Source organism: Thermoanaerobacterium thermosaccharolyticum DSM 571, assembly GCF_000145615.1.
Lineage (GTDB): Bacteria > Bacillota > Thermoanaerobacteria > Thermoanaerobacterales > Thermoanaerobacteraceae > Thermoanaerobacterium > Thermoanaerobacterium thermosaccharolyticum.
In genome coordinates this window covers 1,798,510-1,824,179 of record NC_014410.1, presented here as the reverse complement: position 1 = coordinate 1,824,179, position 25,670 = coordinate 1,798,510, and the positions used below count along the sequence as shown (strand labels likewise).

General features: G+C 34.9%; 25 protein-coding genes, 1 pseudogene and 2 other annotated features. Of the genes and pseudogenes, 25 read left to right on the top strand and 1 reads right to left on the bottom strand.

Annotated features, from left to right (window positions below; all coding sequences use genetic code 11):
* Positions 1-200: 200 nt before the first annotated feature.
* Positions 201-1,165 (bottom strand): annotated as a pseudogene (locus TTHE_RS09060) (carbohydrate kinase family protein).
* 219 nt (positions 1,166-1,384) lie between these two features.
* On the opposite strand from TTHE_RS09060, the gene TTHE_RS09055 reads away from it, so the two are divergent.
* The 25 genes from TTHE_RS09055 to pheS all read left to right on the top strand — a co-directional run bounded on the left by TTHE_RS09055 (position 1,385) and on the right by pheS (position 25,665).
* Complete coding sequence (locus tag TTHE_RS09055; RefSeq protein WP_013298286.1) at positions 1,385-1,699, top strand: hypothetical protein; 315 nt, start codon at positions 1,385-1,387, stop codon at positions 1,697-1,699.
* A gap of 163 nt (positions 1,700-1,862) precedes the next feature.
* A complete protein-coding gene (locus TTHE_RS09050) occupies positions 1,863-2,591 on the top strand; it encodes an ABC transporter ATP-binding protein (RefSeq protein ID WP_013298285.1) in 729 nt (242 codons plus the stop codon).
* A complete protein-coding gene (locus TTHE_RS09045) occupies positions 2,588-3,331 on the top strand; it encodes an ABC transporter permease (protein ID WP_013298284.1) in 744 nt (247 codons plus the stop codon). Before TTHE_RS09050 ends, TTHE_RS09045 begins: the two co-directional genes overlap by 4 nt.
* 531 nt (positions 3,332-3,862) lie before the next feature.
* On the top strand, positions 3,863-4,969 hold the full coding sequence (locus tag TTHE_RS09040; RefSeq protein WP_013298282.1) for a glycerol dehydrogenase: 1,107 nt from the start codon (positions 3,863-3,865) through the stop codon (positions 4,967-4,969).
* A gap of 178 nt (positions 4,970-5,147) precedes the next feature.
* Positions 5,148-6,044, top strand: coding sequence for an RNA-guided endonuclease InsQ/TnpB family protein (locus tag TTHE_RS09035; protein ID WP_231292638.1), 897 nt, complete (start codon positions 5,148-5,150; stop codon positions 6,042-6,044).
* On the top strand, positions 6,031-6,246 hold the full coding sequence (locus TTHE_RS15155; protein WP_340371411.1) for a zinc ribbon domain-containing protein: 216 nt from the start codon (positions 6,031-6,033) through the stop codon (positions 6,244-6,246). Before TTHE_RS09035 ends, TTHE_RS15155 begins: the two co-directional genes overlap by 14 nt.
* 348 nt (positions 6,247-6,594) lie before the next feature.
* Positions 6,595-7,914 carry an ammonium transporter gene (locus TTHE_RS09030; RefSeq protein WP_013298281.1) on the top strand — a complete coding sequence of 440 codons (1,320 nt, stop codon included), beginning with the start codon at positions 6,595-6,597 and terminating at the stop codon, positions 7,912-7,914.
* A gap of 140 nt (positions 7,915-8,054) precedes the next feature.
* Positions 8,055-8,300, top strand: a complete 246-nt coding sequence (locus TTHE_RS09025) for a hypothetical protein (RefSeq protein WP_013298280.1) — start codon at positions 8,055-8,057, stop codon at positions 8,298-8,300.
* A gap of 25 nt (positions 8,301-8,325) precedes the next feature.
* Positions 8,326-9,918: an ammonium transporter gene (locus TTHE_RS09020; protein WP_013298279.1), complete on the top strand. Its 1,593-nt coding sequence runs from the start codon at positions 8,326-8,328 to the stop codon at positions 9,916-9,918.
* Positions 9,918-10,256, top strand: coding sequence for a P-II family nitrogen regulator (locus TTHE_RS09015; protein ID WP_013298278.1), 339 nt, complete (start codon positions 9,918-9,920; stop codon positions 10,254-10,256). The genes TTHE_RS09020 and TTHE_RS09015 overlap by 1 nt, the downstream gene beginning before the upstream one ends.
* A gap of 151 nt (positions 10,257-10,407) precedes the next feature.
* Positions 10,408-12,249, top strand: coding sequence for an asparagine synthase (glutamine-hydrolyzing) (asnB, locus tag TTHE_RS09010; protein WP_013298277.1), 1,842 nt, complete (start codon positions 10,408-10,410; stop codon positions 12,247-12,249).
* A gap of 157 nt (positions 12,250-12,406) precedes the next feature.
* Complete coding sequence (locus TTHE_RS09005; RefSeq protein ID WP_013298276.1) at positions 12,407-12,610, top strand: 4Fe-4S binding protein; 204 nt, start codon at positions 12,407-12,409, stop codon at positions 12,608-12,610.
* A gap of 151 nt (positions 12,611-12,761) precedes the next feature.
* Positions 12,762-14,096 carry a GH1 family beta-glucosidase gene (locus TTHE_RS09000; RefSeq protein ID WP_013298275.1) on the top strand — a complete coding sequence of 445 codons (1,335 nt, stop codon included), beginning with the start codon at positions 12,762-12,764 and terminating at the stop codon, positions 14,094-14,096.
* A gap of 183 nt (positions 14,097-14,279) precedes the next feature.
* Positions 14,280-15,242, top strand: a complete 963-nt coding sequence (locus tag TTHE_RS08995) for a GGDEF domain-containing response regulator (RefSeq protein ID WP_013298274.1) — start codon at positions 14,280-14,282, stop codon at positions 15,240-15,242.
* Between the two features lie 49 nt (positions 15,243-15,291).
* Positions 15,292-16,032 carry a DUF6873 family GME fold protein gene (locus tag TTHE_RS08990; protein WP_013298273.1) on the top strand — a complete coding sequence of 247 codons (741 nt, stop codon included), beginning with the start codon at positions 15,292-15,294 and terminating at the stop codon, positions 16,030-16,032.
* A 54-nt stretch (positions 16,033-16,086) separates the two neighbouring features.
* Positions 16,087-16,965 carry a putative sporulation protein YtxC gene (gene ytxC, locus TTHE_RS08985; protein WP_013298272.1) on the top strand — a complete coding sequence of 293 codons (879 nt, stop codon included), beginning with the start codon at positions 16,087-16,089 and terminating at the stop codon, positions 16,963-16,965.
* A gap of 77 nt (positions 16,966-17,042) precedes the next feature.
* The gene (locus TTHE_RS08980; protein ID WP_013298271.1) at positions 17,043-17,642 is read left to right on the top strand and encodes a DUF445 domain-containing protein; all 600 of its coding nucleotides are present in this window, start codon (positions 17,043-17,045) and stop codon (positions 17,640-17,642) included.
* A 281-nt stretch (positions 17,643-17,923) separates the two neighbouring features.
* Positions 17,924-19,828 carry a threonine--tRNA ligase gene (thrS, locus tag TTHE_RS08975; RefSeq protein WP_013298270.1) on the top strand — a complete coding sequence of 635 codons (1,905 nt, stop codon included), beginning with the start codon at positions 17,924-17,926 and terminating at the stop codon, positions 19,826-19,828.
* Positions 19,829-19,928: 100 nt separating this feature from the next.
* Positions 19,929-21,170 (top strand): MFS transporter, encoded by a 1,242-nt coding sequence (locus TTHE_RS08970; protein WP_013298269.1) that lies wholly within the window; start codon positions 19,929-19,931, stop codon positions 21,168-21,170.
* Positions 21,171-22,217: a chorismate synthase gene (locus TTHE_RS08965; RefSeq protein ID WP_013298268.1), complete on the top strand. Its 1,047-nt coding sequence runs from the start codon at positions 21,171-21,173 to the stop codon at positions 22,215-22,217.
* A gap of 53 nt (positions 22,218-22,270) precedes the next feature.
* Positions 22,271-22,383, top strand: a sequence feature (ribosomal protein L20 leader region).
* 21 nt (positions 22,384-22,404) lie between these two features.
* On the top strand, positions 22,405-22,917 hold the full coding sequence (gene infC, locus TTHE_RS08960) for a translation initiation factor IF-3 (protein WP_013298267.1): 513 nt from the start codon (positions 22,405-22,407) through the stop codon (positions 22,915-22,917).
* Between the two features lie 17 nt (positions 22,918-22,934).
* Positions 22,935-23,132, top strand: coding sequence for a 50S ribosomal protein L35 (gene rpmI, locus TTHE_RS08955; RefSeq protein ID WP_013298266.1), 198 nt, complete (start codon positions 22,935-22,937; stop codon positions 23,130-23,132).
* A gap of 20 nt (positions 23,133-23,152) precedes the next feature.
* The gene (gene rplT / locus TTHE_RS08950) at positions 23,153-23,512 is read left to right on the top strand and encodes a 50S ribosomal protein L20 (protein WP_013298265.1); all 360 of its coding nucleotides are present in this window, start codon (positions 23,153-23,155) and stop codon (positions 23,510-23,512) included.
* Between the two features lie 57 nt (positions 23,513-23,569).
* On the top strand, positions 23,570-24,340 hold the full coding sequence (locus TTHE_RS08945; protein ID WP_013298264.1) for a TrmH family RNA methyltransferase: 771 nt from the start codon (positions 23,570-23,572) through the stop codon (positions 24,338-24,340).
* 33 nt (positions 24,341-24,373) lie between these two features.
* Positions 24,374-24,588: a binding site (T-box leader), on the top strand.
* 57 nt (positions 24,589-24,645) lie between these two features.
* Positions 24,646-25,665 (top strand): phenylalanine--tRNA ligase subunit alpha, encoded by a 1,020-nt coding sequence (pheS, locus tag TTHE_RS08940; protein ID WP_013298263.1) that lies wholly within the window; start codon positions 24,646-24,648, stop codon positions 25,663-25,665.
* Positions 25,666-25,670 lie beyond the last annotated feature (5 nt).

The window sequence follows — 25,670 nt, the reverse complement described above, 5'->3', positions numbered from 1 at the left end:
CCTTTTTTAATACAGAATGAAAGGATTCGATACAAGCATTGTCATAGGGATTGTCTTTCCTGCAAAAGGAATGAACAATACCCTTAGAAGCCACATAATCCTCGAATTTAGTGCTTATGTACTGCACTCCCAATTACTATGTAGAATAATATCTTTTGTTTAACATTTAAGCAGGCATTTTCTACCGCTTTGATTGCTAATTACATTTCACTCATTTTCCTTAAAAAATTTTCTACTTCATCATATGTCGGTATTGATGGGATTGCACCCCTTTTTGTTGTGCATAGGCCACCTACAACATTCGCAAATTTGACGATTTGTGCAATTTTTTTAGATGATATTTTTTCTATCGGAAAATCAATTTTTGATATGTTGTATAAAACAGCACCTAAAAATGCATCGCCTGCTCCTGTTGTGTCTACCACATCGACACGATATGCAGGTATGTGCCCAGAACCTGATGAATGTTTGTAATAGCAACCGTCTTGACCTAATGTCACCAATACAAGCTTGATTCCCATATTGTATAATATATCGCTAGCTATTTGAATATTCGATTCACCAGTTAAGAAATGCAATTCTTCTAAAGACAGCTTTGCTATATCTACATACTTTAATGGGAAAAAGATTTCTTTTTTGGCTATTGTTTCATCTTTCCACAGTGGTGGCCTCCAATTGGATCGTAAGATATTATTTTTTTGTTTTGCTTGGCATATTTTAAAGCAGTTATGGTCGCACTTCTTGAAGGTTCATCTGTAAGAGATAGAGATCCAAAATGAAATATTTTGCTACTGTCTATTAAATCTAGGTTAATGTCATCATTATTCAGCATCATATCGGCACCTGGATTTCGATAGAATGTAAAACTTCTGTCACCAGATTTGTCTAAATGGACAAAAGCCAGTGTTGTATTTGCCAGACAAGTGTTTTTTAAGCCTGTAGTAGCGATATTATTATTTTCAAGAACTTGCTTTAAAAAATGTCCAAATTGGTCGTCTCCAACTTTTCCTATAAAAGCACATTTACCGCCTAACTTCGTTACAGCAGTTAGTACATTTGAAGGTGCTCCGCCAGGATTCATTTCAAAGAGTGTATTTCCATTTTCTGATTTACCAGCAGGCGTAAAATCTATTAACAATTCGCCCAAAGCTACAACATCGTACATATGAATACCTCCGTAAATAGTTTTAAAAAATTATAGTGTCTTATATCTAAATATATTAATTCGACATCTCTTTGTTTATTCCTTTATTTAAGCATATTATTTAGAAGAAATGATTATTTGACGGCAAAATATGGTTGAAATTTATCTTTTTATTGTGATATTATAAATCAAAGGTATTTTTAAAAATAAAAAATATATTTGTTGGATGGAGCGCTATTTATGAAAAAAAGTAATAAATTAAATAAAAGTAAGAAAAATATGTTGAATGAGAAATTAAAAGACTTAGATGAGTGGGAAGAGAATCAATATAATCCAGGCTATTATATAGGAACAGGACGCGTTTCAAAGCCAATAAAAGGAATTGGTAAAAATCCGGTTATACAATTGTCTATTGGATTGATAATATTAATATCTTCAATAATTGCGATAATTGATAGTGCTAATGTATTAAATATTATTTCATTTGCAATACCAATTATAATTGGATTTATTCTCGTTTACAGTGCCATCATAAGATTAATTAACTATAGATGAGAAAACTTGATTTGATTTATATACTTTGTTTGTGCCGATTTTGGTCTATATTCATGATTAACTAGATTGAGATGCAGATTTTTTTTACAGTATTTAGTATACATAAAAGATAGGGAACATGTAAAATAAATGATGTGTTATGATTTTTTGTGAGGTGCACAAAATGAGAGAGATAAAGTTTATAGATGTAGGCTATAGTGATTCTGACGAGGTAATATTGAAAGACATAACAATTGAAATTCCTACGGGTTATATATACACCATCATAGGGCCGTCAGGTGCTGGTAAGTCTACTTTGATAAAATTAATAAATAGACTTATTGACCCAACTGAAGGCAAAATATTGATAGACGGAAAGGATATAAAAGATTATGACATAATCGAACTTAGGCGAAAGATTGGAATGGTTTTTCAGCAGCCATATCTTTTTGATGGTACGGTTGAAGACAATATTAAATACGGACCTATGCTTAAAGGAAAGAAAGGTATTGACGTGGAATATTATTTAAGTATAGTTGGGCTTGATAAAAATTATAGAACAAGAAAAGTCGATGATTTATCTGGTGGTGAAGCACAGAGAATTTCCATAGCAAGGACACTTGCAAATGAACCTGAAGTTTTACTGCTAGATGAACCGACGTCTGCACTAGATCCAGCATCTACACAAGTGATTGAGGAGCTTGTAATGGATTTAAAAAACAAATTAAATCTTACATTTATTTGGATTACGCATAATATGGAACAGGCAAAACGTGTTGGAGATTATACTGTTTTTATAAACAAAGGTCGACTAGTTGAATACGGAGAAACAAGAACTTTTTTCTTGAATCCTAAAAACGATGTAACAAAGCTTTTTATCGATGGGAAATTGACAAAGGAGGAAACTGAATGAGCGTATTGTCACTTATATTGTCATCAAGTCTCGTATTGGTATCGATTTTTATTTCATATTATCAAAAACTTGGCGTTGAAAAAGAAGTAATTATTGGCTCTGTAAGAGCGGTTGTACAGCTTACGATTGTTGGATATATTCTTCATTATATTTTTAGCGCCAATAATATATTATTTACACTTGCGATGGTTATTGTAATGATTATTGTAGCAGGAAATAATGCGGCAAAAAGAGGAAAGGGAATACCATATGTGTTTTATTTTATAACAATATCTATTGCATTTGGTGCTGCTATTACACTTACTGCACTCATATTATTTGGCAGTATACACTTTAAACCACAGGAAGTGATTCCAGTCTCGGGTATGATAATCGGAAATGCAATGGTTTCATCTGGATTAACAGTGTCAAGGCTTAAAGATGAGATGAAAAATAGAAGGCATGAGATCGAAACATATCTTTCGCTAGGTGCTAATTCAAGACAAGCATCGCAGAAAATACTAAAAACAGCTATCAAAACAGGAATGATGCCTACGATAGATAGTATGAAAACACTTGGAATTGTGCAGTTGCCAGGAATGATGACAGGTTTAATTCTTGGCGGTGTTGATCCTGTAAATGCGGTTAAATATCAGATGATGGTTACATTTATGATGACATCTACTACAGCAATAGCATGTTTTACAGTTGCGCTTTTGTCATATACCCGCTTCTTCACAAGAAACCATCAATTGATTTAAAGTTTATTATATTTTGACAAGTTAAATGAAAGAGTATCAGTTTTATATAATTCAGTAGCTGAAAATGTTTATTGATAAAATATGATCTATTCTACCAATAGGATAGAGAGTTTAGAAATGATGAAACATTATTTCTTAATATATATGGCAATGGTAAATCTTACGTGTTGTGACAACATAAGTGTGTTAGAATTGTTTTGGTGCATGCCTAAATTTTTTATTGATAAAATCAAGACTAACTTAAGATTTATCATATTTATTTTAAAGTTAAGCATGTTAGATGTGTAGTTAAAATTGCGAAAGATATGTGTATGTGCAAAGCCTTCTTTGGACATGTAAAATTTAGGTTTCATATCATAACAAAGTTTTTAAGCAAGCAAGACTAAAATAAAAATTCTGCACTGTAATTTTTCCTAAATTTATTAGACTAAATTTCCTAATTATATTGACTCATGCAAATTTTATGTATATAATATGTTATATATTTAACAAATTTTATATAATATATTTAAATTGAAGGAGTTGTTAACGATGACAAAAGCTATAATAGGCCCTTCGAAATATGTACAAGGCAATGGAGAACTTAGAAGAATTAGCGAACATACAAAATCTTTAGGGAAAAATTTTCTTGTTATTGCTAGTAGTAATGGTATTATCAGAACAAAATCTATAATTGAAGAAAGCTTCTCCAACACAGAGATTTCGCTTTGTTTTGAATCATTTGGCGGAGAATGTTCTGAAGAAGAAATCGAAAGACTTAGAAATTTTGTTAAGAAAACAAACTCTGATGTCATAGTTGGCATTGGCGGTGGAAAAATATTTGATACTGTAAAAGCAGTTGCTTATTACGAAAATATTCCGGTAGTTATAGTTCCTACTATAGCTTCAACAGATGCCCCTTGTAGTGCATTATCTGTAATTTACACAAGTGAGGGAATCTTTAGTAAGTATCTTTTGCTTCCTAAAAATCCTGATTTAGTGCTTGTAGATACTGAAATTATAGCTAGTGCCCCTGCAAGACTTCTTGTTGCTGGAATGGGTGACGCTCTAGCTACTTATTTTGAAGCAAGAGCATGTCTACGTTCTAATGCATCTACGATGGCTGGAGCAAAATCTACAAAAGCTGCAATGGCACTGGCCAAACTTTGCTATGATACTTTACTTGAAGATGGATTAAAAGCAAAACTTGCTGTTGAAAATAAAACTGTCACAAAAGCTGTTGAAAACATAGTAGAAGCTAATACATATTTAAGTGGAATAGGTTTTGAAAGTGGTGGACTTGCTGCTGCTCATGCCATACACAATGGATTTACTGTTATTGAAGAGTGTCACCAATTATATCACGGTGAAAAAGTAGCTTTTGGAACATTGGTACAGTTGGTGCTTGAAAATAGTCCTTTAGAGGAGATTGAGGAAGTAGTAGAGTTTTGCATGAGTGTTGGACTCCCTGTTACGTTAGAAGATATTGGAATTAAAGAAATAAATTATGAAAAGATTAAAAAAGTTGCAGAAGCTTCCTGTGCGCCTGATGAAACTATTCACAATATGCCCTTTAAAGTTGTTGCTGCAGATGTTTATGCTGCTATACTTTCCGCTGATGCAATAGGAAAAATGTACAAAAATAAGAGATCTAGATAAAGATCTATATGTGCTAATAATTGGATCAGTTATTAATCACATTATGATTTTTTAACGAAGGCTTGAAAGAAGTCTCCCATCCTCTATAGGTGGGAGATGAATTTCTATTGTCTGCCATAGAATAATATGTCATAATAGATGCAGAAAATTTTATCGTAGAAAGCCAAGGCGAGAAAAAATGATGTTATGTCAGCATTTTCTCATAGAACCAACAAAAGAGCAAGAAGAAAAACTCTTTTATACATTATATTTGTGCCGCAAATTATACAATTACTCACTAGATCAAAGAATAAAACATTACAAAGAATATGGCAAAGGACTTACATACGAAGAACAGCAAAACATGCTTCCAAAATACAAAAAAGAACATCCAGAATACAAATTAGTACAATCGCAGATATTACAGGATGTGTTGAGAAGATTAGATAGGGCATATAAAAACTTCTTTGACAAAAGAGCAAAATATCCTAAATTCAAAGACAAATACCACTACACATCTATAACACTTCCACAATGCGAAGCGAAAAGAAACTTTGGAAAAGAAGGATATGTGTACATAAAAAATATAGGGCATATAAAAATAAAAGCACACAGAAATTTTGATCCGACAAAAGTAAAAACAATAAACATAAAATACCATGCAGGAAAGTGGTATATTAACCTGTCAATTGAAGTAGAAGAAGAAAAAGAAAAAACAGTCATAAGAGAAAAAGCAATAGGAATAGACAAAGGAATAAACTCAATAGCTGCAACATCAGATGGAGAATTATACTCAAATCCTAGATGGCTACAAAAATCAGAGAAGAAACTAAAAAAAGCACAGAGACAATTATCAAGAAAAAAGAAAGGAAGCAAAAACAGAGAAAAGCAAAAGAAAAGATTAGCGAAGCTTCATGAAAAAGTAGCAAATCAGAGAAGAGACTATCTCCACAAAATAAGCTATAACATAGTAAAACATAATGACATTATATGCGTTGAAGATTTGCAAGTAAAAAATATGATGAAAAATCATAAACTTGCAAAATCAATAGCAAATGCAGGATGGGGAATGTTAGACAAATATTCTACAGTATAAAGCGGAGAGAGAAGGAAAAATATTCATAAAAGTAAATCCAGCATATACATCGCAAAGATGCTCAGGATGTGGAAGAATAGTAGAAAAAGACTTATCAGTAAGAGTACACAAATGTGAGTGTGGATTAGAGATAGACAGAGATGTAAATGCAGCGATAAATGTGTTGTATGAAGGATTAGGACAATTTGGCATAACAGCCTAAGAGTAATATTTTTGGTAGGGAAGGTTCCTCCCGAAGTTACGCCTATGGAGATTGTGTAAGACCTGATACGAATAACAGCAGGCAATGGTCTATGAAGTAGGAAGCTCCATCCTCTATAGGATGGAGTAGGTTCACGATGCCATTCATTTAAGATATATTTTGGAATTTGCTTTTTATAAGGCCCGATTAAATACAAAAATTTTATATTGACATATCTAAAAATCATAGTATAATATAATTTAAATAAATATTGTTACTTTAAAACGGCAGAGCAAAGACGCTCTAATTCATAGGGCTACCTATGTATTAGGGCGTCTTCTTTTATTATTATTTAAAGGAGGAATCTATATGAAAAAAAAGATATTTGTCCCAGCAATTTTTTTAATAACGGCAGTACCAAACATAGCTTTTGCTGCTACAGGAAAGATTGATACAGGAGATACGGCGTTTATATTATTTTCAGCAGCTTTAGTCATGATTATGACGCCGGGACTTGCACTTTTCTACGGTGGCATGGTTAATGGGAAAAACGTGATAAGCATAATGATGCAAAGTTTTACTATTATTGCACTTATTTCTGTACAATGGGTATTATTTGGATTTTCATTATCTTTCAGTGGTGATACATACCACTTGATAGGCAATTTACATTGGGCTGGACTTAATAACATCGGTCTTGAACCCGACAGTACTTATTCATCTACGATACCACTTCTAGCGTTTATGGTATATCAATTGATGTTTGCTATAATAACACCTGCTTTAATAACTGGTGCGTTTGCTGAAAGAATGAAATTTTCAGCATTTATAGTATTTACACTCCTTTGGACAACGTTAGTATATGATCCACTTGCACATTGGGTATGGGGAAATGGCGGATGGCTTAAAAACTTAGGTGCATTGGACTTTGCAGGCGGTACAGTTGTTCACATAAGTTCTGGCGTATCAGGTCTTGTAGCAGCTTTAATTCTTGGTAAGAGAAAGAATGCAAAGATGGTACCGCATCACATGCCGATGGTTTTGATGGGGGCAGCATTCTTGTGGTTTGGTTGGTTTGGATTTAATGCAGGAAGTGCTTTATCTGTAAATGGCATTGCAGTTAATGCATTTGTTGTGACAAATACGGCTGCCGCTGCTGCAGCAATAGGATGGGTATTAACTGAATGGAAAGTAAGCGGTAAGCCGACACTACTAGGTGCTGTAAGTGGCGCTGTAGCAGGACTTGTTGCAATTACACCAGCGTCAGGATATGTTACAGCCGTTTCAGCAATTGTAATAGGTGTTATATCAGGTATAATATGCTTTATATCTGTCAATTACATTAAGCATAAGTTTGGATATGATGATTCGCTTGACGCATTTGGAATACACGGTGTTGGAGGTACATGGGGTGCACTGGCGACAGGACTATTTGCAACTAAGGCTATAAATCCTGCAGGTGCAAATGGCTTATTTTACGGCAATCCAAATCAATTGTTGATTCAATTTTTAAGCGTTGCTGCAACGTATATCTTTGCAGGATTGATGTCATTCATCATACTTAAAGTAATAAGCATATTTATGGAGCTTAGAGTGACTAAAGAAGAAGAGGAATTAGGACTTGATATAGTAGAACATGGCGAGGAAGCGTATAATCTTGGGTTTAAAGCGATTGACTTTAACCAATAAGTCAAAAGCTTCAATATATTAATATAAATTTTGCCAGATAAATATAATCAATTTATTTGGTAAATTAAAAGCAAAGGTGCTTAATCTTTATCTTTTAAGGTATAAGCACCTTCATTTTTTAGAAGGAGGTGATAATATAAGTGAAAAAAATATCTATCATCATCTTATATACCATAAATACAATAATTTTAATTTTAAGTTTGGCGTTTATATTATACAGCAGTACTGTGCATAATACAATATTAATTTTTTCAAATCACGTACCAGCATTCATAATGGCATTACCTGTAATCTACCTTGTAATAATCTATTTTGGGAAAATTCATAGGCTTTCAAAAAATATAAAAGACAAAAAATTTTCAATCAGCAATTTTAAAAGAATATGAAAAATAAATAATAGAGGTGCTTTTTATGAAAAAGAAAGTGATAATAGGTATTGCATTGGCATTACTTTTGGCAATGACAGTAGGGGTGGTATATGCTGCTGGTGGCGATCCAACGGGAGCAAATCTTGGCACTGTAAAGGACATTACAAGCGCAGTTGCAGGCAAGCCTACATTAGAAGAAGTAGCTACACAGGTTGCAAAGAATAAGCTTGGCATTAATTTTGTATGGGTAATGTTAACTGCATTTTTGATATTCTTCTTTCAAGCTGGATTTGCACTTGTTGAAACAGGCTTTACACAGGCTAAAAATGCAATGCACACTATGGCTATGAATCTTATGGTATTTTTAGTAGGTACTGTTGGATTTTTCTTGACAGGTTTTGCATTTATGATGGGGGGCTCCGGCTCATTTTCAAGCCTTGGTGGTACAGCACCTTTAAACCACGCATTAAGCATAGGAGGATGGAATTTACTGGGGCTTAATGGATTTTTTCTGTCAAGTGGTGGAACGTATGATGTAGGTGTGTATGCGTTGTTCTTCTTTGAGATGGTATTTATGGATACGACGGTTACAATACCTACTGGTGCGATGGCAGAGAGAGTCAAATTTTTAGCGGTTGTAATTGGATCGTTTTTCGTTTCAATGGTTTATTATCCTATCTATGGTGGATGGGTCTGGGGAGGAGGATGGCTTTCACAGCTTGGAGCCAAACTCGGCCTGGGGAATGGTGTAATTGATTTTGCAGGATCTGGTGTCGTTCATGCAATGGGGGGCATGATGGCACTTGCAGGAGCGATGGTCATAGGACCGAGGATAGGTAAATTCAAAAAGGATGGTACACCTGTGGCGATACCAGGACATGATATACCAATGGCTATTCTCGGTACCATCATACTTTTCTTCGGATGGTTTGCGTTTAATGCAGGTTCCACACTTAATGGAACGGATCTAAGATTGGCAGTTGTTGCAACAAATACCATGATCGCCGGGGCTGTAGGAGGACTTGTTGCAATGCTTTATATGTGGGTTAAGTATGGAAAACCGGATCCGTCTATGATGTGCAACGGCGCTCTTGCCGGACTTGTGGCGATAACGGCTCCATGTGCATTTGTAAATGGAATATCAGCTTTTATAATCGGTGCGGTAGCTGGCATTTTGGTATGCATATCTGTTGCTTTTGTCGAAAATAAACTTAAGATAGATGATCCGGTAGGAGCATTTTCTGTACATGGTGTGAACGGTTTATGGGGTATTTTAAGCGTCGGCATATTTGCAGATGGCACATATGGTGCAGGGCTCAACGGAGTACAAAGTGCCGTAACAGGAATACTTTACGGCAGTACAGGTCAGCTTTGGGCACAGCTTATAGACATGGCGGTTATAGTCGTATATGGATTTGGATTAAGCTACTTGTTCTATAAAGCCCTTGATGCTATAATGGGTATAAGAGTCAAACCGGAAGATGAAATCGCAGGGCTTGATTTGCCGGAAATGGGTGTTTTAGCATATCCTGATTTCCAATTGACACCTGTTGTGAACTCAGATGGAGTTCTTGAAAAGAATATGAAAAGTCCGGAAGTTATTGATGATACCGGGATAAGCAAGGGGGTAAAATAATGAAAAAAGTCGATTGTATTGTAAGACCAGATGTTTTAGAAGAAGTTAAGGCAGAATTGAATAAAATAAAAATACATGGTATGACAGTGTCACAGGTTTTTGGATGTGGTCTGCAGAAAGGGAAAAAAGAGATCTACAGAGGAGAAGAAATAGAAATAAGCCTCCTTCCAAAAGTTAAGATAGAGATAGTGACAGATGATTCAAACGTTGAAAGCATCGTAGATGCTGTGACAAAAGTGGCAAGGACAGGCAACGTAGGTGATGGAAAGATATTTATATATGACATACAAGACGCTATAAGGATAAGAACCGGTGAGCGTGGAGAAAAAGCGATATAGTTAGTTTTTTACTGGGCTTCTACACAAGAAAAATTATTTGATGTGTAGAAGCCTTTTTCACATTTTACATGATTCCACATATACTACAAACAGATGAAATTCAATATCAAATAAGCTACCCTTATTATTTATATCGGAAGGGGCTGGTAAGATGTGTGGAATAGCAGGATGGGTAAGCTTTGAAGAAGATTTGACACATAGAAGCAGTATAATTGCATCAATGGGTGAAAAGCTTAAGAATCGAGGCCCTGACAGTTGGGGAATATGGCTTTCACCACATTGTGCATTTGCACAGACGAGACTTATTGTAATTGACCCAGAAGGTGGAGTGCAACCGATGATTAAAGAATATGGAGATAAAAAATACGTCATCATATATAATGGGGAATTATACAATACAGAGGAAATAAGGCATGAACTTGCATTATTAGGATATACATTTAAAGGTCATTCAGATACAGAAGTTCTTTTGACATCATATATCGAATGGGGCACTGAATGTGTATATAAATTAAATGGCATATATGCTTTCGCTGTGTGGGATGAGCATGAAAACAGGCTTTTTCTTTCGAGAGATCGCTTAGGTGTTAAACCTCTTTTTTATACTTATAAAAATGGTTCTCTCATATTCGGCTCTGAAATTAAAGCAATTTTGGCACATCCATACGTTCAAGCTGAAGTTGATGAAGAAGGACTTGCAGAGATTTTTGTTATGGGACCTACCAGGACGCCAGGAGTTGGAGTTTTTCGCAACATATATGAGTTAAAGCCTGGACATTTTCTTACATTTAGCAAAAGCGGGGTTAAAATTGAAAAATATTGGTCACTAATAAGTAGAGAACATGAGGATGATCTTGATACTACGATGGAAAAGATTCGGTTTCTTTTAGATGATGCCTCAAAACGCCAACTAGTGTCAGATGTGCCGCTGTGCTCGTTGCTTTCTGGTGGATTAGATTCTACGGCGGTTTCTGTTTTTGCCAATGAAAAATTAAAAAGATTAGGCAGCAAGCTTAAAACATACTCAGTTGATTATATCGGAAATGATAAATATTTTAAACCCAATCAATTTCAGCCAAATAGTGATTCGGATTTGGTAGAGATCGTATCAAAAGAAATAAATACAAATCATAACTATGTATATGTAGACAATGAAGAATTGGCAGATGCACTTATACCGGCCCTATATGCGAGAGATTTGCCTGGTATGGCTGATGTGGACTCTTCCCTGTACTTATTTTTAAGAGAAGTCAAAAAAGACGTAAAAGTCGCATTATCAGGTGAAGGTGCTGATGAAGTATTTGGAGGATATCCATGGTTTAGAAATAAATCTGCAATTGAAGCGAATACTTTTCCGTGGATCAGGATGGTAGAAGAGAGAATGAAGCTGTTATCACCACAAGTAGTAAAGCTAATTCGTCCATTGGAGTACCTAAATGATCGATACAGAGAAGCTTTAAATGAAGTGCCAAAACTTCCTGGTGAAGACAAAGAATCTGCCCGCATGAGAGAGATATTTTATTTAAACCAAACCAGATTCCTTGCAATGCTTCTTGATAGAATGGACCGAATGAGCATGGCATCAGGTTTGGAAGTTCGAGTTCCATTTCTTGATCACAGGCTTGTAGAATATGTATGGAATATCCCATGGGAGATGAAAAACCTTCATAACAGGGAGAAGGGATTATTAAGGGAATCGTTAAAAGGATATATACCTAGTGTTGTTGTAGAGAGAAAGAAGAGTCCATATCCTAAGACACATAACCCAGTCTTCAGAAGAAAAGTAAAAGGCTGGCTTCAAGAGATAATAGACAATCCAACCTCACCGATTTTGCAGTTAATAAATAGAACTGAGGTTCAAAACTTGATAGATACTGATGCAAGAGATTATGACCCAGCATGGTTTTCTCAACTTATGGGAGGACCGCAGCTATTTGCATACCTCATACAGATAAATGAATGGCTTTTAAAATACAATATAAAAATAGTATGAAATAATTATTTTCACATCACGATGGTTTCCTATGTTAAGATAAAAAATTCTTGACAAATGAACTTGGATAAATGTATAATGTAGACAGTCCTATTACCATAGGGGGGTATAAATATATACCGCAGACGCAGATAAAAAGTTAAAAGGAGGAAATGATATGAGGTATGCATATGTAGATCAGAATATTTGTGATAGATCACCATTTTGCCCGGCAAGTCGCAGCTGCAAGTTTGGCGCTTTTAAATTAGAAAGAAAAGGCTTATTTCAGGTAGAAATAAATGTTGATAAAGATAAATGTACTGGGTGTGGGGTATGTACCAGATACTGCCCACATGGTGCAATAAAACTTGTTAATGCATAGATAAGTATCTAGTTAGATTAAAATAGAATTAAGAAATAAGAAGGGTATGTACGTAATGGTATATACCCAAATTTTTTTCACGATATTTCTTTAATGAGAAGTAAATATATGGTATAATCACCTTAGATAATATTTTTTTGGAGGGTTTGAAATGTCGGACTTTAACAAGGACTTTTTATTTGGAGTAGCAACAGCTTCATATCAAGTTGAAGGTGCTTACAATGAGGATGGCAGGAGTATGTCAATCTGGGATACGTTTTGCAGGCAGGATGGAAAGGTATACAAAGGCCACAATGGCGATGTGGCTTGTGATCACTATCATCTTTACAAAGATGATGTAAAGATGATGAAAGACTTAGGCATTGAAGCTTATAGATTCTCTATTGCATGGCCTAGAATTTTTCCAGAGAAAGGTCATTACAATCCAAAAGGCATTGATTTTTATAAGAGGCTGACAGATGAGCTCCTTAAAAATGATATAAAACCATTTGTCACAATCTATCATTGGGATTTGCCTCAATGGGCTGATGATTTAGGTGGATGGCTTAATAGAGAAGTTGTAGATTGGTTTGGCGAATATGTATCAAAGCTTTTTAACGAGCTTGGCGGGTACATAAGAAATTGGATAACTTTAAATGAGCCTTGGTGTTCATCATTCTTATCATACTTTATAGGTGAGCACGCTCCTGGACACAAAGACTTGGGAGAAGCAGTTTTAGTTTCACACAACCTTTTGCTTGCACATGGCAAGGCTGTAGAAATATTCAGAGACATAAATTCAAGTGATTCTAAAATAGGTATAACACTAAATTTAAATGAAGTATTTCCAGCTACAGATAGTCCTGAGGATAAAGCTGCCGCTCGAATAGCTGATGGATTCCAAAACAGATGGTTTTTAGATCCGATATTTAAAGGTGAATATCCAAAGGATATGCTGGAGTTATTTGGTAAATATGCAAAGACTGATTTTATAACAGATGGCGATTTAAAACGGATTTCACAGAAATTAGATTTTCTTGGCGTCAATTATTATACTAGAGCTGTTGTTAAGAAAGGCAATGACGGTATTTTAAATGCTGAGCAAATAGATGTTGATAATGAAAAAACTGAGATGGGATGGGAGGTTTATCCTGAATCACTTTACAATATATTGATGAGATTGAAAAATGAATATACTTTTGATTTGCCATTATATATTACAGAAAATGGTGCTGCCTATAAAGATGTGGTATCAGATGATGGACACGTCCATGATGAAAAAAGGGTCGAGTTTTTGAAGAAACATTTTAAACAGGCTAAGCGTTTCATAGACGATGGAGGAAATTTGAGGGGATATTTTGTGTGGTCATTGATGGACAATTTTGAATGGGCTCATGGTTATTCAAAGAGGTTTGGAATAGTATATGTAGATTATGAAACAGAGAAAAGGATATTGAAAGATAGCGCATTGTGGTACAAGAATCTTATTTCCACTAGGACCATTTAACCGCGGAAAATTAATATTATGTATGTGTTAAAATGGCAGAGCACAGAATCTGCCATTTTATTTATATTTTATTGACTATTGCTGCTTTCAATATTATAATTTATTAGTGATGTAATATATTGGTTATTATTTTTTTAATTTACATTTGGTGCGAATCATTCTTATCAAACGGAAATATAATATATGGGTGAAAAAATTTTTGGGGGAAGTAATGTGAATGAAAAAAGTATACTGATCGTAGATGATGATAAGTTTAGCAGAACCATTCTAAAAAACATTCTCAGCGGTGCCGGATATAAAATTTACGAGTCGCAAGACGGTGACGAGGCTTTAAAGCTATATAGGCTGATATTACCGGATATGATTATATTAGATGTTGTCATGCCAGGGTTAAGTGGGTTTGACTTATTGAGGATTTTGAGGGATGAAGAGGAAAATCAATTGGTACCAGTGATTCTTTTGACTTCAAGTGATGATTTTGAAGAAAAGATACATGGGTTGGAGCTTGGTGCTGATGCCTATATAACAAAGCCTTTCAATGAGAAAGAACTTCTCGCACAAGTCAAGAACCTCTTTCAAAGAATCGAGCATAATAGAATGGCCAATCCTTTAACAGGTTTAAGAGGGAATATAGATATCAAATATGAAATTAGAAGGCGTATAAAAAGCGGATCTCTATATGCAGTTCTCTACATTGATTTGGATAATTTTAAGGCTTACAATGATTATTATGGTTTTTCACGTGGAGATAAGATAATAAAACAGACATCAAGGATATTAAAAGATGCGCTTTTTAAATTTGGAAATACAAATGATTTTTTGGGACACATTGGCGGTGACGACTTCATCATTATCACTACACCTGATAGAGTCGAATGTATATGCAATTATATAATAAATAATTTTGATGAAGACATAAAAAGGTATTATGACGATGAAGATGTGGCGAATGGCTATATAGAAGTTATAAATAGGCGCGGTGAGATACAGAGATTTCCATTTGTTTCTATATCAATAGCGGTTGTTACTAATGAAAATAGGAAATTTGAAAATGAGCTTCAGATAAGTGCTGTAGCTGCAGAGATAAAAAGAAAATTGAAGTCTATGGAGGGAAGCAAATATTTGAAAGATAGAAGGAAAAGTTAAGCATACGGTTAGTATGCTAATTTTTTATGCTTAGGTAGGAGGTCATAAATTGTTTTTGAAATACCCTTATGTGCCTGATAGGAAAGTAAAAGCTGTGGTGGTAGATGGAAGGCAAATGGAAATAGCATATACATTAAATAGTTTAGGTATAAAGGCTATAATGACAGAAAAACACAATTCACTTTATGAAGCTATATCTTTCCATCCTGATATAATATTGCATAATGCAGGTGATGGCCATATAATCATCGCTCCTGATGTAAATAAACATTTTGTAGATAAATTGAGAGATTTAAATTTAGACGTTAAATTTGGACAAACTATGTTAAGTAGAAACTATCCCGGCAATATAGCATATAATGTAGCAAGATTAGGTGATTATGCATTCCACAACTTAAAATACACTGATCCAATATTAAGAAAAATGCTGGAAGAAAAAGGTGTAAAGTTTATCCACGTAAATCAAGGATATACTAAATGCAATATTGCCATTGTTGATGAATACAGCTTTATTACATCGGATGCAGGAATTTTTAAAACGGCGGTTAAGAAAGGATTTGATTGCCTTTTGATAGAACAAGGTGATATAAAATTATATGGATTTGAATACGGCTTTATTGGAGGAGCATCTGGTTTGATTGATAAAGATGTTTTTTGTGTTGCTGGCGATTTAAGATTTCACAGGAACTATATGAAAATAATTGATTTTTTGAAATATAAAAACAAGGAAGTACTTTTTTTAACATCTGGTGAAGTAAAAGACATTGGTTCCATTATTCCACTCTACTAATGATGCAAAGAAAAAATATTAAGGCACATACTACTAACGAAGGGAGTGAGAAAAATGCAGCTTTTGTCTATCGGTATCCCAAATGCGTTAAAAAATGGCAGTGACTTTTTAAAGCATGGCTTGAAAGACATGAAAACAGAAGGTATAGACGTTAATGTGAATTTAGATAATCGTGGCAATATAACGTTTTTCAATATTGATGTAGAAGATAAAGCATCATATAAAAATATAAGCAAAATAAGACAGCATATATCAGATATTATTTCAGATATAATAGTAAATCAAATTGACAAGAAACTGATAAAAAAGATTATAGATAAATATTATTATTATTTTAATTCTGATGAAAAGCAAAAGATTGCCAACATAGCAAACAGTATTTTAGATAACGATGTAAATAGAGAAACATTTAAATTAGTGAAGAAAGAAAAAATATTTATAGAAATAGAGGATTTTTTAAAGGATAATGAAACCATAGACATAGAGGGATTTGTTAATTTTAGGCTTCGGGACTTTATTGGAGAGCTAAGTGAAGTTGTGGATAGAGCAGTTGATGAGTACTTGATGCAGAAGGAGTACGATGAATTTATAGGACTTTTAAAGTATTTTGTTGAACTGCAGGATTCTAAAATAGATGTTTTGAATATTCTTGTTGATAAAGGCGGTAAGTTTAGGTTTTTCGATAAGGATAATAACCCAATAACAGGGAAATTTTTAAGCGATATAACTATTGAGTTTAGCGGTGGCGAATTAAGCGATGATGATATGCTTATAAGCACTTTAATAGCTATGGCACCAGCTAAAATCTATATCCATTTTGCAAATAATATAAAAAACAAAGAAGTCCTTGATACTGTAGAAAAAATTTTTTCAGACAGGGTATTTATATGTAATGGCTGCAGCTTATGTGCTGCACATGAAGCAAGGGAATAATGCCCAGCGGTTGCTGGGTTTTATTATTGTATAAAATCTGCTATTATATATTTAGGCTATTTTGTTGAGGTGATTAAATGCATTTTTTTATACAAATGATGTTTTTAGGGCTTGTTGGGGCAGCTATTGGATGGATAACGAATTATATAGCTGTCGTCATGCTTTTTAGGCCTATTGAGCCAGTAAAAATATTTGGGATTTCTATTCAAGGGCTTATACCAAGAAGGAGAGATGAGATTGCAGCGTCTATAGGCAAAGTTGTGGAAAATGAGCTTGTATCAATAGACGATATCTGGGATAAGCTTTTAAACGATGAGAATCGGCAGTATATTTTAGATAGATTACTAAGTGGTATAGGCAATGCTGTAGAAAACAATATGCCATCATTTATACCGAAGTCATTAAAAGCAATGATTGTCAATTACGTAGGTGGTATTGTAAATAAAGAAGCCGAGAAATTTATAGATGAATCTGCTGCAACCATGCTAAACGATATGTCTGAAAAAGTTGATATAGCAGGAATAGTTGAGGAAAAGATAAAGCTTTTTGAGCTTAAAAAACTTGAAAAGATCATTCTGAACGTTTCCAATAAAGAATTAAAGATGATTGTAGTGCTAGGAGGGGTTTTAGGCTTTATAATAGGTATTCTACAGGCATTTGTAGTAAGATTGTTGTAGATTATTGACAAGTTTTATTATCAATTATATAATAATAAAAAATCAATATTTCGGCAATGAGAAGGAAAGTAGATATCTAAAAATATCAAAGAGATTGAATGACTAAGGCTGAAATCATTCAAATATTTTTGATATCGAAGACCACCTTTGAGCTGCGGGTGATGAATCCGATCGGTAATACCGTTATAATTTCGAGTATAAATAAGAGTGGAACCGCAGAACCTCTGCCTCTTTTGGCGTGAGGTTTTTTTAGTTTAAAAAATTATAAAGGAGGACAAGATATGAAGATAATTTTAAAAGATGGAACAGAGAAAGAATTTGAAAATGGTAAGAATGTGTACGAAATAGCCAAGAGTTTGAGCCAAAGGTTTGCAAAGGAAGCTGTTGGAGGCAAGTTTAATGGGAAGATTGTGGAGCTTTTTACGCCTATAAATGAAGACGGCAAATTGGAGATATTGACGTTTGATGATGAAGATGGAAAGAAGATATATTGGCATACTTCATCACACATAATGGCGCAGGCAATTAAGAGACTTTATAAAGATGTGAAGCTTACAATAGGTCCTGCCATTGACAACGGATTTTACTATGATTTTGATGTTGATGAGCCATTTACAGTTGACGATTTTTCTAAAATAGAAGAAGAGATGAATAAAATCATAAAAGAAGATTTAAAACTGGAGAGGTTTGTTCTGCCTAGAGAAGAAGCTATAAAATTCATGGATGAAAAAGGTGAACCATACAAGGTAGAGCTTATAAAAGATTTGCCTGAAGATGCAGTCATATCTTTTTACAGGCAAGGGGAATTTACAGATCTTTGTGCAGGACCACACCTTCCCAGCACAGGGATGGTAAAATCAATAAAGCTTCTTTCTGTAGCAGGTGCTTACTGGAGAGGCGATGAGCACAATAAAATGCTTCAGAGGATATACGGCATAAGCTTCCCTAAAAAAAGCATGCTGGATGAATACTTAAATATGCTGGAAGAAGCAAAAAAGAGAGATCACAGGAAATTAGGAAAAGAACTAGACCTTTTTAGTATTCACAATGAAGGGCCTGGTTTTCCATTTTTCCATCCAAAAGGAATGGTTATAAGAAATATATTAGAAGATTTCTGGAGAAAAGAACATGCAAAAAGAGGTTATCTTGAAATAAAGACACCTATCATATTAAATGAAGAACTATGGCACAGATCAGGACATTGGGATCACTACAAAGAAAACATGTATTTTACAAAAATCGATGGTGAGGATTACGCTATAAAGCCAATGAATTGCCCCGGAGCTTTGCTTGTGTACAATTCAACTATGCACAGCTACAGGGATCTCCCACTTAGGCTTTGCGAGCTTGGATTGGTCCATAGACATGAACTTTCCGGTGCGCTCCACGGCCTTATGAGGGTAAGAAGCTTTACACAAGATGACGCCCATTTATTCATGACGCCTGATCAAGTAGAGTCAGAGATTTTAGGCGTAATAAAACTTATTGACTATTTCTACAAGATATTCGGATTTGATTATTTTGTAGAGCTTTCTACAAGGCCAGAAAATTCCATAGGCTCCGATGAAGACTGGGAACTTGCAACTAACGCGTTGATTAAGGCGATGGAGCACATAGGCCTTGACTACAAAGTAAATGAGGGAGATGGAGCATTTTACGGTCCTAAAATAGATTTTCATTTAAAAGATAGCATAGGGCGTACATGGCAGTGCGGAACAATACAGCTAGATTTTCAGATGCCAGAAAGATTTAACTGCGAATACGTAGGTCAAGATGGAGAGAAACACAGACCTGTCATGCTTCATAGAGTTGTTTTTGGCAGCATAGAAAGATTTATAGCTATTCTTACAGAGAATTTTGCAGGAGCATTTCCTACATGGCTTGCACCTGTACAAGTAAGGATTCTTCCTATTTCTGATAAACACTTAGCATATGCCCAGAATATACAGCAGAGACTTTTAGAAAATGATATTAGAGTTGAATTAGATGATAGAAACGAAAAGATAGGCTATAAGATAAGAGAAGCACAAATGCAGAAAATACCTTATATGCTTATACTGGGTGATAAAGAAGTCGAATCAGGCAATGTTTCTGTAAGGTCTAGAAAGGATGGGGACATCGGGTCTAAATCAATGCAAGAATTTTTATCATCTATATTAGAAGAAATTAAGAATAAATCTCTTTAAAAAGAATATCCACCGGCTAGGCTGGTGGATATTTTACTTCTTGATTGCCACATAAAAACATGATAATCTAGTTATGTAATGATATTAATGGGGGGTTATCATGACAGCTAAAAATAGGGAGGTCTACAAATATCTTAACTACAACATAAAGATGAATTTATTGAATGGCATAACTTTTTCAATAGGGTACAACATGATAATGCCGTTCGTAGGAATATTTGCGATTAAATTAGGTGCTAACAATTATGAAGTCTCCCTTATAAATTCCTTGCCGGCTCTCATGGCTCTTATTGGGATACTGCCTGCGACAATTTTTATCAACAAGTCTAAAAACGTTTTTAAATTTGCGTATATTTTGGAATACATAACAAGAGCGTTTTACCTTTTAGTAGCATTGGTTCCATTTATGAGCAAATTTAGACCGGAAGCAGTTGTGTTGTTTGTAGGGTTACTTAATTTACCTGCCATTGTTACGGGTATGTGTTGGCAGTCATTTATGAGTGACTTGATTCCTGAAGAGTTTCGCGGAAAAGTGTTTGCAGACAGGAATATTTGGACAGGTTTATTAGGTACTGCATCTGTTTTTATAACAGGTTTGCTGCTGGACAGAATCAAGTTTCCATATGGATATCAAATAATGTTCTTCATAGCTTTCATATTTGGAATACTTGATTCGTACTATTATTCAAGGTTTCACTATGTAGCGGATAAAAAGGAAAAGTCTATATTATTTATAGATTCTTTAAAAGCTATAAAGCAATCGAAGAAGTTTATTTATTTTAGCCTTGCCTCATTTATATTTACTTTTACGTGGATGATGGCATGGCCAATATTTACAATATATAAGGTTGACAGCCTTCATGCTAATAATATGTGGATGAGCATTTCCACTATTGTAGGTTCTGTTGGGTCCATAATTACATATAAATGGTGGGCGAGACTTGCTGACAGAAAGGGAAATGGCATAGCTTTAAGCATAAGTACGTTACTTATAGCAACAATTCCAGCTCTTTGGGCAAAAGTTACAAGTCTATTTGTAGGTGCTGTTATTGATTTCTATGGTGGCATGGCAACAGCAGGATACACTATGTTGTCATTAAACTGGCTTTTGGAACTGTTGCCTGATCATAAGGAAAAGATGAATTACATCGCAATTTACACCATCATAACGCAGTTTGCAGCATTTTTGTCGCCAATCTTTGGAACATGGCTTTATGAAGTGATTGGATATGAAGTCTTTATGTATGTAACAACGGTTTTAAGGGTTTTATCTAGTGTGCTGTTTTTTTCTGTTGCCATATACAAAGGTGAGAAGGTTTTATTAAGTAAAGGAGGAGTCTAGTTGAGATATCTAACATCAGGAGAGACCCATGGGGAAGCACTTACAGCTATTATCGACGGATTGCCGTCAAATCTTTACATCGACGTAGATTTTATCAACAGCGAACTTAGAAGAAGGCAGTCTGGATATGGCAGAGGTGGAAGGATGGAGATAGAGAGAGATACTGTTCACATATTAGGCGGCGTAAGGAATAATTTAACAACGGGTGCACCACTTTGCATTATCATAAAAAATCGCGATTATGAAAACTGGAAGGATAAAGATATACCGGTAATAACAAGACCTAGACCGGGGCATGCTGATTTGTCTGGTGCTATTAAATATGACCAGAGAGACATGAGAAATGTATTAGAAAGGGCTAGTGCGCGAGAGACTGCAGCAAGGGTGTCTGTTGGCGCTGTGGCGAAGCTTCTTTTGAAGAACTTTGGAATCGAAGTTAAAAGCAATGTCTTGGAAATAGGTGGAGAGAAAAACAAGGATGAATGGAAAAGATGCATCGATGAGGCAAAAAAAGATGGCGATACCTTAGGAGGAATAATTGAAGTTACAATAGAAGGGGTTCCAATAGGGCTTGGTAGTCATACACAGTGGGATCGAAAACTAGATGCACTGTTGGCTTATAGCGTAATGAGCGTTCAGGCAATAAAAGGTGTTGAATTCGGCATGGGGTTCATGGCTGCAAGGAGCAAAGGCTCTTCTGTCCACGATGAAATATATTATGATGGAAAATTTTTAAGAAAGACAAACAATGCAGGCGGTATAGAAGGAGGTATTTCCAATGGAATGCCTATCATAATAAGAGCTGCTATGAAGCCTATACCTACTTTGAGAAAGCCACTTAATTCGGTTGACATAAACACAAAGGAAGAGATAAAAGCGGTATATGAGCGCTCAGACGTGACAGCGGTGGAAGCAGCTTCTGTTGTTCTTGAAGCTGTTTGTGCATGGACTATAGCCGATGAAATGACAAAAAAATTTGGCGGCGATTCTCTGTCTGAAATGATGGACAATTTTAATATGTACAAGAAAAGAGTCGAAGAATACTGATCTTTATAAAATGGTATTGACGAGTACGATAAGTTGTGCTATAATTTAACATGTATTTAAAGTAGAAGCACCCGCTTCTCACCTTTCACCACAGGTGTCAGGTTTCTAAGTGAATGTTAATTAAGATTGTGCAGAAGCGGGTTTATACCCGCTTTATTTTTTGTAAAATTTTAGGAGGTGCGTATTTATTAACAAGGAGCTGCAGGTTAATGAGGAAATTAGGGATAAGGAAGTGCGCCTCATTGATCAAGATGGTAATCAATTAGGCATAATGTCAGCAAAAGAGGCATACAAGATAGCTTTGGAAAGGCATATCGATCTGGTTAAGATTGCACCACAGGCAAATCCACCAGTATGCAAATTAATGGACTTCGGAAAGTACAGGTATGAGCAAAGCAAGAAGGAAAAAGAATCAAAAAAGAAGCAAAAAGTCATAAATATCAAGGAAATCAGGATGACTCCAGCTATAGAAGAGCATGACTTTGGTGTCAAAGTTAAAAATGCTATTAAATTCTTAAAAGATGGAGACAAAGTTAAAGTGACTATTAGATTCAGAGGCAGAGAAGCTGCACATACAAATCTCGCCGAAGAATTATTAAATAGATTTGCAAAAAGTGTAGAAGAATATGGTAATGTTGAAAAAGCCCCCAATATGGAGGGTAGAAATTTGATGATGATATTATCACCTAAAAACGTTTAATTGAGGAGGATACGAACATGCCTAAAATGAAAACACATAGAGGAGCAGCAAAAAGGTTTGCTCTTACTAAAAGTGGTAAAGTAAAGAGATCTAAAGCTTTTAAAAGACATATACTTACAAAGAAGTCTAGAAAGACTAAGAGAAATCTAAGAAAGATTGCATATCTCTACAAAACTGATGCAAAGAATATAAAGCGTTTGATTCCTTATGCGTAAATAATTAGGAGGTTATAAAAATGTCGAGAGTAAAGTCAGGAAAAGTCACGAGAAGAAGACATAAAAAGATATTAAAACTTGCAAAAGGTTACTATGGTGCAAAAAGCAAACTTTTTAGAGTAGCTAACCAAGCTGTAATGAAGTCACTTAATTATGCATACATTGGTAGAAAATTAAGGAAAAGAGATTTTAGGAAATTATGGATTGCCAGAATTAACGCTGCAGCAAGAGCAAATGGTATATCATACAGCAGATTTATAAATGGCCTTAAGAAGGCTAACATTGAGATAAACAGAAAGATGCTGTCTGAGATGGCTATACACGACAACAAAGCTTTCGCAGATTTAGTAAACATTGCTAAGCAACAATTAAATGCTTAATTTTTATACCCGGTTATTTGCCGGGTTTTAACCTATATACGGGATAGTGGAGTTTATATGTTAATAACGAGTGAAAAAAATGATCTTATAAAAGACATTAAAAAGTTATCAGAGAAGAAATATAGATATGAAAAGAAGCTCTTTTTTGTAGAAGGCAAAAACAGCGTCTTTGAAGCTTTAAAAAGCAGTTTTGAAATTAAGTACGTATTGGTTTCAGAAGATTGTGACATTGACTTGGATGTTGAAAAGGACCGACTTATATTTGTCGATAAAGGCATATTTAAAAAGATATCTGATACTGTCACGCCACAGATGATAATGGCTGTTGTAAAAATGCCTGATTATAATGTGAATGATTTGATAAAAGAAGATGGTTTGTACATAATATTAGACGAAGTGCAAGATCCTGGAAATTTAGGTACAATAATAAGATCTGCAGATGCATTTAATGTAGATGCTGTCTTTACCATAAACAATACAGTTGATGTCTACAATCCAAAGGCTTTACGGTCTACTATGGGATCTATTTTCCATCTACCTGTTGTAAATGATGTGCCAGTTGATAAACTTTTTGAAGCGTTAAAAAGAAACGGTGTAAGGGTTTTGTCAACAAATTTAAAAGCTGAAAAGTACATTTATGATTGTGATATTTCAAAAAATATTGCTTTGATTTTTGGAAATGAATCAAGAGGTGTTAACAAATCACTAGATATATATGTAGATGGTTCATTTAAAATACCAATGGATGGCATGGCAGAATCTTTAAATGTATCAGTAGCAGCGTCAATATGCCTGTATGAGTCCCAAAGGCAAAGATTGATTAAATAGAATAAAAATGATATAATATCTCAAAAATATATTGAAAATGCTATGAAAGAGTAAAGTACATTACATCCAATACGACAGGGAGGCGGTGCCATAGATTGAGAGCACTGCTAGTATTGCGTAATGGAAAGTTCCCTCTGGAGCAGTGTGCTGAACTGATAGTAGGCATTACCGGTTTTATCCGTTATATCAAAATGAGTGGGCTTTTTGGCCAAATTAGGTGGTACCACGGTTATATCTCCGTCCTTTTAAAGATGGAGTTTTTTTATTATTAACATCTTAGGAAATAAAGAAAGGAGAGTATTTCTTTGGAAGAGACATTAAGAAATTTATTAGAAGAAGCCAAGAGAGAACTAGAAACCGTCGATAGCATAAAATCATTGGAAGAGCTTAGGGTAAAGTACTTAGGCAAAAAAGGTGAGCTTACAAAGATATTAAGGGGCATGGGCAATTTGTCCCCTGAGGAAAGACCGGTAGTTGGGAAGATATTAAATGAAGTAAGAGCTGAGATTGAAAGCTTTTTGGCAGCAAAAAGAGATGAAGTATTAAAAGTAGAGAAGGAAAAAAAGATAAGAAGTGAATATGTAGACATTACATTGCCCGGGAAAGCTCATGAAATAGGACATAAACATCCTATGACGAAAGTTTTAGACGAAATAAAGGATATATTTTTAGGGCTTGGGTTTTCTATTGCTGAAGGCCCTGAGATAGAGCTTGATTATTACAATTTTGAAGCGTTAAATACTCCACCTGATCATCCTGCAAGAGATCTACAGGATACTTTCTATATAACGCAGAATATTTTGCTAAGAACGCAGACGTCACCGGTACAAGTAAGGACTATGGAAAAAAATAAACCACCTATAAAAGTTATCTCACCTGGTAGAGTTTACAGATCAGATGAAATAGATGCAACTCATTCACCTGTATTTAATCAGATAGAAGGACTTGCAGTTGATGAAGGCATAACTATGGGTGATTTGAAGGGTGTTTTAAACTTATTTGCAAAAAGACTTTTCGGTTCAAATACTAAGACGAAATTTAGGCCCCATTATTTTCCGTTTACGGAACCCAGTGCAGAAATGGACGTATCATGTTTTGCATGTGGCGGCAAAGGCTGCAGAGTCTGTGGTCATTCAGGCTGGATTGAAATACTTGGTTCAGGCATGGTGCATCCAAATGTTCTTAGGATGTCTGGGATAGATCCAGAGAAGTATTCTGGATTTGCTTTTGGAATGGGACTTGACAGGATAACTATGCTAAGCTATGGAATTGATGATTTAAGGCTTTTATATGAAAATGATCTGCGCTTTATTAAACAGTTTTAAGGAGG

Coding starts and splice junctions, on each gene's coding strand:
- asnB (WP_013298277.1), top strand. CDS start 10,408: ATGTGTGGAATAGCAGGATGGGTAAGCTTTGAAGAAGATTTGACACAT.
- TTHE_RS09030 (WP_013298281.1), top strand. CDS start 6,595: ATGAAAAAAAAGATATTTGTCCCAGCAATTTTTTTAATAACGGCAGTA.
- TTHE_RS09000 (WP_013298275.1), top strand. CDS start 12,762: ATGTCGGACTTTAACAAGGACTTTTTATTTGGAGTAGCAACAGCTTCA.
- rplT (WP_013298265.1), top strand. CDS start 23,153: ATGTCGAGAGTAAAGTCAGGAAAAGTCACGAGAAGAAGACATAAAAAG.
- TTHE_RS09040 (WP_013298282.1), top strand. CDS start 3,863: ATGACAAAAGCTATAATAGGCCCTTCGAAATATGTACAAGGCAATGGA.
- TTHE_RS09015 (WP_013298278.1), top strand. CDS start 9,918: ATGAAAAAAGTCGATTGTATTGTAAGACCAGATGTTTTAGAAGAAGTT.
- TTHE_RS09055 (WP_013298286.1), top strand. CDS start 1,385: ATGAAAAAAAGTAATAAATTAAATAAAAGTAAGAAAAATATGTTGAAT.
- TTHE_RS09035 (WP_231292638.1), top strand. CDS start 5,148: ATGATGTTATGTCAGCATTTTCTCATAGAACCAACAAAAGAGCAAGAA.
- TTHE_RS08995 (WP_013298274.1), top strand. CDS start 14,280: ATGGGTGAAAAAATTTTTGGGGGAAGTAATGTGAATGAAAAAAGTATA.
- TTHE_RS09005 (WP_013298276.1), top strand. CDS start 12,407: ATGAGGTATGCATATGTAGATCAGAATATTTGTGATAGATCACCATTT.
- TTHE_RS08980 (WP_013298271.1), top strand. CDS start 17,043: ATGCATTTTTTTATACAAATGATGTTTTTAGGGCTTGTTGGGGCAGCT.
- rpmI (WP_013298266.1), top strand. CDS start 22,935: ATGCCTAAAATGAAAACACATAGAGGAGCAGCAAAAAGGTTTGCTCTT.
- TTHE_RS08970 (WP_013298269.1), top strand. CDS start 19,929: ATGACAGCTAAAAATAGGGAGGTCTACAAATATCTTAACTACAACATA.
- TTHE_RS08945 (WP_013298264.1), top strand. CDS start 23,570: ATGTTAATAACGAGTGAAAAAAATGATCTTATAAAAGACATTAAAAAG.
- TTHE_RS09020 (WP_013298279.1), top strand. CDS start 8,326: ATGAAAAAGAAAGTGATAATAGGTATTGCATTGGCATTACTTTTGGCA.
- ytxC (WP_013298272.1), top strand. CDS start 16,087: ATGCAGCTTTTGTCTATCGGTATCCCAAATGCGTTAAAAAATGGCAGT.
- thrS (WP_013298270.1), top strand. CDS start 17,924: ATGAAGATAATTTTAAAAGATGGAACAGAGAAAGAATTTGAAAATGGT.
- TTHE_RS09050 (WP_013298285.1), top strand. CDS start 1,863: ATGAGAGAGATAAAGTTTATAGATGTAGGCTATAGTGATTCTGACGAG.
- TTHE_RS09045 (WP_013298284.1), top strand. CDS start 2,588: ATGAGCGTATTGTCACTTATATTGTCATCAAGTCTCGTATTGGTATCG.